Genomic DNA, 9,780 nt, shown 5'->3' on the forward strand with positions numbered 1-9,780 from the left:
CGTGAAGTTACTAGATTTATTATCAAAAGGAATTGTAATAGGTGATGGTGCGGTTGGGACGTTATTGCATTCACATGGTTTGCAAAGTAGCTTTGAAGAATTGAATGTATCTGATCCAGACTTAATTATATCGATTCATAAACAATATGTAGCTGCTGGAGCAGATGTAATTCAAACGAATACGTATGGAGCAAATGAGGCGAAATTACGTATGTATGGCTTAGAAAATCAAGTTACAGAAATTAATAGAGCGGCAGTAAAGCTGGCGAAAGCATCTGTTACGGACAGAAATGCAATTTTAGGAACAATTGGTGGTATGAAACATATCGGAGCCGTTACAACGACTGATATGGAAAGGGAGTTTATGCTACTTGAACAGGCAGGGGCTTTACTAGAAGAACAAGTTGATGGATTACTATTAGAAACCTTTTACGATGAATTTGAATTACTGCATGCCGTTAAAGTATTGCGTAAGCAAACGAACATTCCAATTGTTGCTCAATTAGCGTTACATGAAGCAGGTACGACTCAAAATGGAAATGATGTCAATGAAATATTAAAGCAACTTATAGATTACGGTGCAAATGTTGTTGGATTGAATTGTCAACTAGGGCCGCTTCATATGACGGAGGCTTTCAAAATGATATCGATTCCGCAAAATGGCTATTTATCAGCATACCCAAATGCAGGTCTCCCGAATTATGTGGAGGGACGTTACGTATATGAGGGAAGCCCAGCTTATTTTGAGGCGATGACACCGAGATTTATTGAGCAAGGTATTCGGTTATTAGGTGGTTGTTGTGGTACGACTCCAGAACATATTCAAAGTATGAAGCGCGCTGTTGCGAATGTTACACCTGTAATAGAAAAAGACACTATTCAAAGGCCGAAAGTCGTTCATACGCATGAGAAACGTTCGAAGGCTCACGTCACTCTAGCAGAGAAAGCGAAAAAACAAACGACAGTTGTAGTGGAATTAGATCCACCGAAAACGTTAGATACACAGCGTTTTTTTGAAGGAGCAAGAGCGTTAAAAAGAGCGGGAGCAGATGCTATTACTCTAGCAGATAATTCATTAGCATCGCCTCGTATTTCTAATATGGCGATGGGTGCGTTATTAACGAAGCATGATATCCCGGTATTGACACATTTAACGTGTAGAGATCATAACGTCATTGGACTACAATCTCATTTGTTAGGTTTATCGGCGTTAGGGATGGAAGAAGTGTTAGCTTTGACTGGTGATCCAGCGCGCGTTGGTGATTTTCCCGGTGCAACTTCTGTATACGATTTGTCCTCTATTGAGCTCATTAAAATGATTAAAGAAATGAACGATGGACGTTCAATTTTAGGGAAATCAATTGGACCGGCGACAAGGTTTTCTGTAGGCGGCGCATTTAATCCTCACGTGAGGCACTTAAAAGCAGCGGTTAAGCGAATGGAACGAAAAATAGATGCTGGAGCGGAATATTTTTTAACTCAGCCAATTTACGATATCGCCTTAATTGAAGAAGTGTATGAAGCGACAAAGCATTTGGAACAACCTATTTTTATTGGAATTATGCCGTTAGTAAGTAAGCGGAATGCAGATTTTCTTCATTTTGAGGTACCGGGTATTACTCTTCCTGAAGAAATAAGAGAGAGAATGGATGGACACGAAACGAAAGAGGCAGTAATTGAGGAAGGGATTCGCATTTCGCAAGAATTGATCGACGCAGCGATGAAATATTTTAATGGTATTTATCTTATTACACCATTTTTAAAATATGAAATTACAGAACATCTTGTTAAATATGTAAGAGAAAAGCAAGAAGTGAAAGAAGGTATTAATTGATGAAGTGTATAGAAGAAAAATTACAAAATAGCATTTTAATATTAGATGGTGCAATGGGAACAATGATTCAGCAAGAGGATTTAACTGCTGAAGATTTCGGAGGAGAAGAGTACGAGGGCTGTAATGAATATTTAGTAGAAACAAGACCAGACGTTATTTTAAAGATTCATAAAGCTTATATTGAAGCTGGAGCGGATATTATTGAAACAAATACATTTGGAGCAACGAATATTGTACTAAGTGATTATGAGCTGTCTCATTTAGATGAAGAACTAAATGAAAAGGCAGCACTTTTGGCGAAGCAAGCTGTTAAAGAAAGCGGTAAGGAAGTATATGTTGCGGGAGCGATGGGACCAACAACGAAAGCAATTAGTGTTACTGGTGGTGTGACTTTTGAAGAATTGATTGAGGCTTATACAAGGCAGGCACGAGGATTATTAAAAGGAGAAGTTGATGTATTACTCGTTGAGACGAGTCAAGATATGCGTAACGTGAAAGCAGCTTATATTGGAATTCAAGCTGCTTTTGAAGAACTGAAAAAAACGGTTCCTATTATGATTTCAGGAACGATTGAGCCAATGGGAACGACTCTGGCTGGGCAAACAATTGAAGCTTTTTATTTATCAGTAGAACATATGAAACCATTATCTGTTGGGTTAAATTGTGCGACTGGTCCGGAGTTTATGAGGGATCATATTCGTTCACTATCTGATTTATCGGAGTGTTACATTTCTTGTTATCCAAATGCAGGTCTTCCTGATGAAGATGGACATTACCATGAGTCTCCATCTTCTCTTGCTGAAAAGGTGAAGCGATTTGCTGAAGAAGGATGGGTTAATATTATCGGTGGTTGTTGTGGCACAACACCAGAACATATAAGAGCAATGAAGGGAGCGCTAGCATCTCTTAAGCCTCGTGACCATCATGAGAGAGAAGGACATGGAATTAGTGGATTAGAGGCACTGCAATACGATGAGTCTATGAGACCGTTATTTGTAGGTGAAAGAACGAATGTTATTGGTTCACGTAAATTTAAACGATTAGTAGCAGAAGGGAAATTTGAAGAGGCTGCTGAAGTGGCAAGAGCGCAAGTGAAGAAAAATGCTCATATTATTGATATTTGTATGGCAGATCCTGATCGTGATGAAATAGAAGATATGGAGAAATTTTTGACAGAAGTTACGAAAGTGTTAAAAGTACCGATTATGATTGATTCAACGGATGAAAATGTTATGGCAAGAGCACTTACTTATATTCAAGGAAAAGCTGTTATCAACTCTATTAATTTAGAAGATGGAGAAGAGCGTTTTGAAAAGGTAACACCGCTTCTTCGTAAGTATGGTGCTGCAATTGTAGTTGGTACAATCGATGAAGATGGTATGGCAGTAAGTGCTGAAAGAAAATTAGAAATTGCAAAAAGAAGTTACGAATTATTAACGACGAAATATGGGATACGCCCGTCAGATATTATTTTTGATGCACTTGTGTTTCCAGTAGGGACAGGTGATGAAGAATATATCGGTTCAGCGGCAGCGACTATAGAGGGGATTCGCCTTATTAAAGAAGCGTTACCAGAGTGTTTAACGATTTTAGGTGTAAGTAACATATCATTTGGTTTACCACCAGCTGGACGTGAAGTATTGAATTCCGTCTTTTTATATCATGCTACGAAGGCTGGATTAGATTACGCGATTGTTAATACGGAAAAATTAGAACGCTATGCGTCAATTCCAGAGGAAGAAAAACAACTTGCAGATGCATTACTGTTTGAAACGACGAAAGAGACGTTAGAAGAATTTACAAACTTTTACCGAGTCGCTAAAAAGAAAGATGTCGTTGTGCAAGAAACGTTAACGCTTGATGAACGACTAGCAAATTATATTGTAGAAGGTACGAAACAAGGATTACACGAGGATTTAAGTCTTGCACTTGAAGAAGGAAGAAAACCTCTTGATATTATTAACGGTCCGCTTATGACAGGGATGGACGAGGTAGGACGACTATTTAATAATAATGAACTTATTGTTGCAGAAGTATTGCAAAGTGCCGAAAGTATGAAAGCTGCTGTAAGTTATTTAGAGCCACATATGGAATCTAGCGATAGTGCAAAAAAAGGGAAAGTATTATTAGCAACTGTTAAAGGTGACGTACATGATATTGGGAAAAACCTCGTTGAAATTATTTTATCGAATAACGGATATGAGATTATTAATTTAGGAATCAATGTTCGTTCGGATCGAATTGTTCAAGAAGTACAAGAAAAGAAGCCTGACATTATAGGCCTTTCAGGTTTATTAGTAAAATCAGCGCAACAAATGGTAACGACTGCTGAAGATTTAAAAGCAGCAAATATTGATGTGCCCATTGTTGTAGGTGGTGCAGCGTTAACGAGAAAGTTTACAGATAATCGGATTTCACCATCATATAAAGGGCTCGTTTGTTATGCGAGTGATGCGATGACGGGGCTCGATATTATTAATAAGCTTCAAAAAGAAGAAGAGCGTGAGAAGATGAAACAGGATAAAAAAGAACGTCATCTTCATATCGTAAAAAAAGAGGAGAAGCAAGTAGAAATTCCAGCAGTAATTGAGCCATTACCGAAGGCTGAGGTTATGGTGCCTGATTCAACAAAACGAATTGTATTACGCGATATTCCGGCTCTTCATCTCGCTCCATTTTTAAATAGACAAATGTTACTTGGGCATCACCTTGGATTAAAAGGAAATGTGAAGAAGCTTTTGAAAGAGGGGGATAAGAGAGCACATGAATTAAATGATTTAATAGATGAATTATTGCAGGAAGGACAATCTTGGTTAAAGCCGAAAGCAGTGTATCAATTTTTCCCAGCGCAAAGCGACGGACAAAACATTGTAATATATGATCCAGAAGATCATACGCGTGTTATAGAGCGTTTCACATTCCCTAGACAAGGAAAGGCTCCCTATCGTACTTTAGGCGATTATTTGCGCCCAATTGGAGATGAGATGGACTATGTTGCTTTCTTATCTGTTACGGTTGGGGAAGGAGTTCGGGACATTGCTGAAGAGTGGAAGGCGAAAGGTGATTACTTACGTAGTCATGCCATTCAATCGTTAGCGCTTGAATTAGCAGAAGGACTTGCTGAAAAAACACATATGCTCATTCGTGACCGCTGGGGCATTCCAGACTCACCTGAACTGACGATGGAAGAACGTTTCCGTACGAAATATAGAGGAATACGCGTGTCATTTGGTTATCCGGCGTGTCCAGAACTTGCAGATCAAGAAAAGCTATTTCGCTTAATTCATCCAGAGGAAATAGGTATTTCATTAACAGAAGGATTCATGATGGAGCCAGAAGCGTCCGTAACGGCTATGGTATTTTCTCACCCTGAGGCAAGATATTTTAGTGTATTATAGTCTAGAAGGGGGAGACGTATGAAGAAAATAGTCTTTACAGGTGGCGGTTCGGCAGGACATGTAACACCTAATTTAGCCATTATCCCATATTTACAAGAAGACAACTGGGATATCTCTTACATTGGTTCTCATCAAGGTATTGAGAAAACGATTATAGAAAAGGAAGGCATTCCCTACTATAGTATTTCGAGTGGAAAGCTACGTCGTTATTTTGATTTGAAAAATATAAAAGATCCTTTTCTTGTAATGAAGGGTAACTAACTGTTACGATTTATTTAACCAATTATAACGAAAGTTAATTAAATATATCAGTAAGCCCTGCTAGTCAAGTGATTGGCTAGTAGTGAGGGTTAACTGCGGGCAATCCCTAAAGCTGATTGAACTACAACGTGGCTAGAAATGGCGAGCGTGAATGTTGCGAAAGCAGAAAAAATCAATCAGATCGTGCAAGGTTAAATCCTAAACACTAGAACAATGGGTCTTCCGCCTCGAATCATCTAAGTCAAAAGCGATAAGATGAACGTTCAACGACTATCTCGTATAACTGACGAGAGTACATCACAAGCCTATGGTGATGGAAAAATCCTCTATCTCTAAAGAGATAAACATATAGTCTGCGCTCATGTGAAAACATGAGAAGTTCATAAGAGAACTGGCTAAGGAATTGCGCCCTTAGTTGAACGAGATACATTTAATTAAATCTATCAAACCTCATTGAATATATCGAACACATGTGCTATTGTGGGTTCAATGAGGTAAGAATAATAATGAAATTTTCACGAGTTAGTCAAGTATCAGAATTAACAGGTTTGCATCCGAGTAGTCTTACGAGAATGCTGGTGGAACACGCTACGATTCAGAAGAACAAATCTTTCATTAAAGGAGTTACATTCTGATGATATTAGCGAAGAAAGTCAGACTGATTCCAACGCCTGAACAAGAAAAAGTGCTTAGAAACCATGCTGGTGCTGCAAGATTCGCTTATAACTATTGTAAAAGAATGAGTGATAGGTATTATAAGCTATTTGGAAAATCTGTTTCACAGTTAGCTTTACAGAAACGATTTACAAAGATCAAGAAGCGAAAGAGATATGAGTGGTTAAATGACATCAACGCACAAGTTCCCAAACAGGCTTCAAAAGATTTTGATACGGCGAGAAAACATTCGTTCAAAAAGTACAAAAATGGTTATCACACTTCTTATAAATCCAAAAAAGATTTAATCCAAGGATTTTATGCCAATTATGAAAGACTGGTTATAGGAAAGAAAGTAGTTCATATTCAGTCTATTGGAGAAGTGAAAACAAGCCAACAACTACCAAGAAATAAAAAACCATCCAATCCAAGAGTTACCTTTGACGGTCGTCACTGGTGGATGAGTGTAGGGTTCCAAGAAGACTTTGAATCACAAGAATTAACCGATGAGTCGATTGGTGTGGATGTTGGTTTAAAAGAGCTTTTTGTAGCTTCTAATGGTACGAAAGAACGAAATATAAACAAAGATGCCAAGGTTAAAAAACTTTTGAAAAGGAAAAAGTCAGCGCAAAGAGATATGTCTAGGAGATTTAAAAAAGGTGTGAAAATTCAATCTGCTGGATATGAAAAAGCGAAAGCTGAGCACCTGCGGTTATCTAGGAAAATTATGAATATCCGAAATAACCATATCCATCAAGCAACAGCTAAATTGGTGAAAACCAAACCAATGAGGATTGTTGTGGAAGACTTATCTATTTCAAACCTGTTAAAAAACAAAAAACTATCGAAAGCATTTTCATTTCAAAAATTAAACTTCTTCTTTCAATGTTTGTCATACAAGTGCGAGAAGTACGGCATTGCGTATGTAAAAGCTGATAAATGGTTCGCTTCAAGCAAGATTTGCTCATGTTGCGGCGTTAAATACGACCATTCATTTCAACCAGAAGGACAGTGGAGTTTAAAGATTCGTGAATGGCGTTGTGCTTCATGCAATAGCTATCACGATAGGGATGTAAATGCTGCGATAAATTTATCAAGATGGGTAAAATAAATGCTTGATAATAGGAGGTAACGATACTGCCTCGTGTGGAGTGTTATACCCCTCGTCCCTTTGGGGCTGCGAGAACACGATGAAGCATTAACTCGTGTAAATTTGATTGAATTGTATAGATTTAGTTAAGTTTATCGTATCGGTGTTATGGATGCGTATGTAAGGATTCGAAAACTAAAACCAGATGTGATTTTTTCAAAAGGCGGTTTCGTATCTGTACCAGTCGTAATTGGAGGATGGCTAAATAGAGTACCAGTTTTATTACATGAATCTGATATGACGCCAGGACTAGCAAATAAAATTGCGCTTCGTTTTGCTTCGAAAATATTTGTTACATTTGAAGAAGCAGCGAAACATTTACCGAAAGAAAAAGTAATATATACGGGATCTCCTGTACGTGAAGAAGTGCTGAAGGGAAATCGAGAAACAGGTTTAGCGTTTTTAGGTTTTTCACGTAAAAAGCCAGTTATTACGATTATGGGAGGTAGCTTGGGCGCGAAAAAAATTAATGATACGGCTCGAGAAGCATTACCAGAACTTCTTAAAAAGTATCAAATTGTTCACCTTTGCGGAAAAGGTAACCTTGATGAAAGTTTACAAAATAAAGAAGGATATAGACAATTTGAATATGTACATGGAGAACTGCCAGATATATTAGCGGTAACAGATTTTGTTATTTCACGCGCGGGCTCCAACGCAATTTTTGAATTTTTAACATTACAAAAGCCGATGGTTTTAATTCCATTATCGAAATTTGCAAGCCGTGGAGATCAAATATTAAATGCAGAGTCCTTTGAAAGGCAAGGGTATGCCTCCGTATTATATGAAGAAGATGTAACTGTAAAATCTCTTATAAAGTATGTTGAAGAATTGAATCAAAATAATGAGAAGTATAAAACAGCACTAAAAAAATATAATGGAAAAGAAGCAATTAAAACAATCATTCAAAATATTTCAGAGGCATGATGAAACAATCATGCCTCTTTTAGTAGGGTGAAAGATTCCAAGAATTGATATTTTTATGTTACAATAAAGTGAAACTTTAATCAGTTGGGGGCATCCTCCATCTAACTTCTTTGCTTTCACTGGAATTTGAGGAGGGGGTTTTACTGCCCTCAAATAGCGGGATAACAAATGGGTTAATAGGGAAATTCCAATTAATGAAGCGTGAAAATACGAATGGATTAGGAGTGACTGTGTTGGAGCTAAGTCTCTATGAAAATACTGCACTTATTATATGCTTTGTGTTGTACGTTGGTAGTGTTATTGTTTATATTTCAAGGAAATTTTCGCAAGAAAGAGAGCTTGAAAAATCAGAGATAACAGCTGAACTAGAAATGTTAGCTGATGAAAGTTATAAAAAACAAAAAATAAAAGAAGACCATGAAGCATCCCATCATTTAAACGCAAATAAGTTTTAAAGATGGGGATTTTTTTTTGAAGTTGTTCTTTATTATAGCTATAACAAATAACGCTAAAAAGGAGTTTCCCGATACATAATGAAGGAGTGTATATAAATGAATTTTTATATCGCCTCAGGTTTCCAAAATAAACATCTTGTATGTTCCGTAGCAAATGAACTGAAACATGCAGGATGGCACCATACATATGATTGGACCAAAAACGAAAGAGCAGTGAATCAAGAACAATTAAGAGAAATTGGTCAGGCAGAAAAAAATGCTGTAAAAGAAGCGGATGTGTTTTTACTTATATTAGATGGCGGAAACGGGAGCCATACAGAGTTTGGAATGGCGATTGCACTAGAGAAAACGATATATGTATATCATGCAGGAAACCCGCTCCAAAAAACGTTCTATCACTTGCCAGAAATAAATATTTTTGAAGGAGATGTAGCGGAGTTTGCATCTTATGTTATGAATCATGTGAAATAATAGTAACTACCTAAAAGGTTATAAAAGTGATCTTTTGGGTACAGTGATGATAAGAAACGTATATAAAGGAGTACATAATATGAAATTAGAAAATGGATGGGAAACGAGCTTTTTAGAAGTCGTACAAAATAGTGAATTTAAGAAAGAGGCACTTCTTAGTCAATTGCTGTGTCAGGATAGTGAAGAAGTAGAAGAGCTTGTGGATGATTACGGCTACGAAGAACTTGTTGAACGTGAACATGATGATGAGTTAGCTGAAATCTTAGGAGAAGAACTTTTTAGTGAGATGGAACGCCAAGTATTCTTATCTTCAAACCCAGAAGAAAAACTTATTGCATTCGTCAATGGATTAGGTTTTCATGTGTTAGATTGGATCGTTCTTCTTGAAACAGAATTTGGCATTGATAGTGCAAACTTTACATCAGATGCTGTGAAGGTGTTAGAAAAGCGTTTCAGACAGTTTCCATACATAGAGGACAATACAATTTTTGATATGACATTTGGAGAATCGATGGATGTATTAGAATCTGTTACAGGAGTACAACTAAAGGAAAAGATGAACATATAATGAAAAAAGAACGTGATTGGATCACGTTCTTTTTTTCAGAGTGTTGGGAAACCCTTTAGGGG

At 37.3% G+C, this 9,780-nt stretch carries 7 protein-coding genes and 2 pseudogenes; all 9 read left to right on the top strand.

Annotated features, from left to right (window positions below; translation table 11 throughout):
* The first annotated feature begins 1 nt into the window (after nucleotide 1).
* Nucleotides 2-1,834 (top strand): bifunctional homocysteine S-methyltransferase/methylenetetrahydrofolate reductase, encoded by a 1,833-nt coding sequence (locus RT27_RS12015; protein ID WP_043936275.1) that lies wholly within the window; start codon nucleotides 2-4, stop codon nucleotides 1,832-1,834.
* Nucleotides 1,834-5,232 (top strand): methionine synthase, encoded by a 3,399-nt coding sequence (gene metH / locus RT27_RS12020; protein WP_043936277.1) that lies wholly within the window; start codon nucleotides 1,834-1,836, stop codon nucleotides 5,230-5,232. The genes RT27_RS12015 and metH overlap by 1 nt, the downstream gene beginning before the upstream one ends.
* Nucleotides 5,233-5,250: 18 nt before the next feature.
* Nucleotides 5,251-5,487, top strand: a pseudogene (locus RT27_RS12025) (glycosyltransferase); the annotation flags it as partial.
* 512 nt (nucleotides 5,488-5,999) lie between these two features.
* Nucleotides 6,000-6,128 carry a hypothetical protein gene (locus RT27_RS36105; protein ID WP_000672787.1) on the top strand — a complete coding sequence of 43 codons (129 nt, stop codon included), beginning with the start codon at nucleotides 6,000-6,002 and terminating at the stop codon, nucleotides 6,126-6,128.
* On the top strand, nucleotides 6,128-7,258 hold the full coding sequence (locus RT27_RS12030) for an RNA-guided endonuclease TnpB family protein (protein ID WP_043936281.1): 1,131 nt from the start codon (nucleotides 6,128-6,130) through the stop codon (nucleotides 7,256-7,258). The genes RT27_RS36105 and RT27_RS12030 overlap by 1 nt, the downstream gene beginning before the upstream one ends.
* 141 nt (nucleotides 7,259-7,399) lie before the next feature.
* Nucleotides 7,400-8,224 (top strand): annotated as a pseudogene (locus RT27_RS12035) (undecaprenyldiphospho-muramoylpentapeptide beta-N-acetylglucosaminyltransferase); the annotation flags it as partial.
* Nucleotides 8,225-8,418: 194 nt separating this feature from the next.
* Nucleotides 8,419-8,679, top strand: coding sequence for a DUF3966 domain-containing protein (locus RT27_RS12040; RefSeq protein ID WP_000817964.1), 261 nt, complete (start codon nucleotides 8,419-8,421; stop codon nucleotides 8,677-8,679).
* Nucleotides 8,680-8,775: 96 nt separating this feature from the next.
* A complete protein-coding gene (locus RT27_RS12045; protein WP_043936283.1) occupies nucleotides 8,776-9,150 on the top strand; it encodes a nucleoside 2-deoxyribosyltransferase in 375 nt (124 codons plus the stop codon).
* A 79-nt stretch (nucleotides 9,151-9,229) separates the two neighbouring features.
* Entirely contained in the window at nucleotides 9,230-9,718 is a 489-nt protein-coding gene (locus RT27_RS12050) for a hypothetical protein (RefSeq protein ID WP_029443299.1), read from the top strand.
* The last annotated feature ends 62 nt before the right edge of the window (nucleotides 9,719-9,780 follow it).

Origin of the sequence: Bacillus sp. L_1B0_5 (assembly GCF_000836715.1) — a bacterium.
Lineage (GTDB): Bacteria > Bacillota > Bacilli > Bacillales > Bacillaceae_G > Bacillus_A > Bacillus_A thuringiensis_S.

What these genes read in the sequence shown, in the direction of transcription:
- metH (WP_043936277.1), top strand. Translation starts at nt 1,834, where the DNA reads ATGAAGTGTATAGAAGAAAAATTACAAAATAGCATTTTAATATTAGAT.
- RT27_RS36105 (WP_000672787.1), top strand. Translation starts at nt 6,000, where the DNA reads ATGAAATTTTCACGAGTTAGTCAAGTATCAGAATTAACAGGTTTGCAT.
- RT27_RS12030 (WP_043936281.1), top strand. Translation starts at nt 6,128, where the DNA reads ATGATATTAGCGAAGAAAGTCAGACTGATTCCAACGCCTGAACAAGAA.
- RT27_RS12040 (WP_000817964.1), top strand. Translation starts at nt 8,419, where the DNA reads ATGAAGCGTGAAAATACGAATGGATTAGGAGTGACTGTGTTGGAGCTA.
- RT27_RS12045 (WP_043936283.1), top strand. Translation starts at nt 8,776, where the DNA reads ATGAATTTTTATATCGCCTCAGGTTTCCAAAATAAACATCTTGTATGT.
- RT27_RS12050 (WP_029443299.1), top strand. Translation starts at nt 9,230, where the DNA reads ATGAAATTAGAAAATGGATGGGAAACGAGCTTTTTAGAAGTCGTACAA.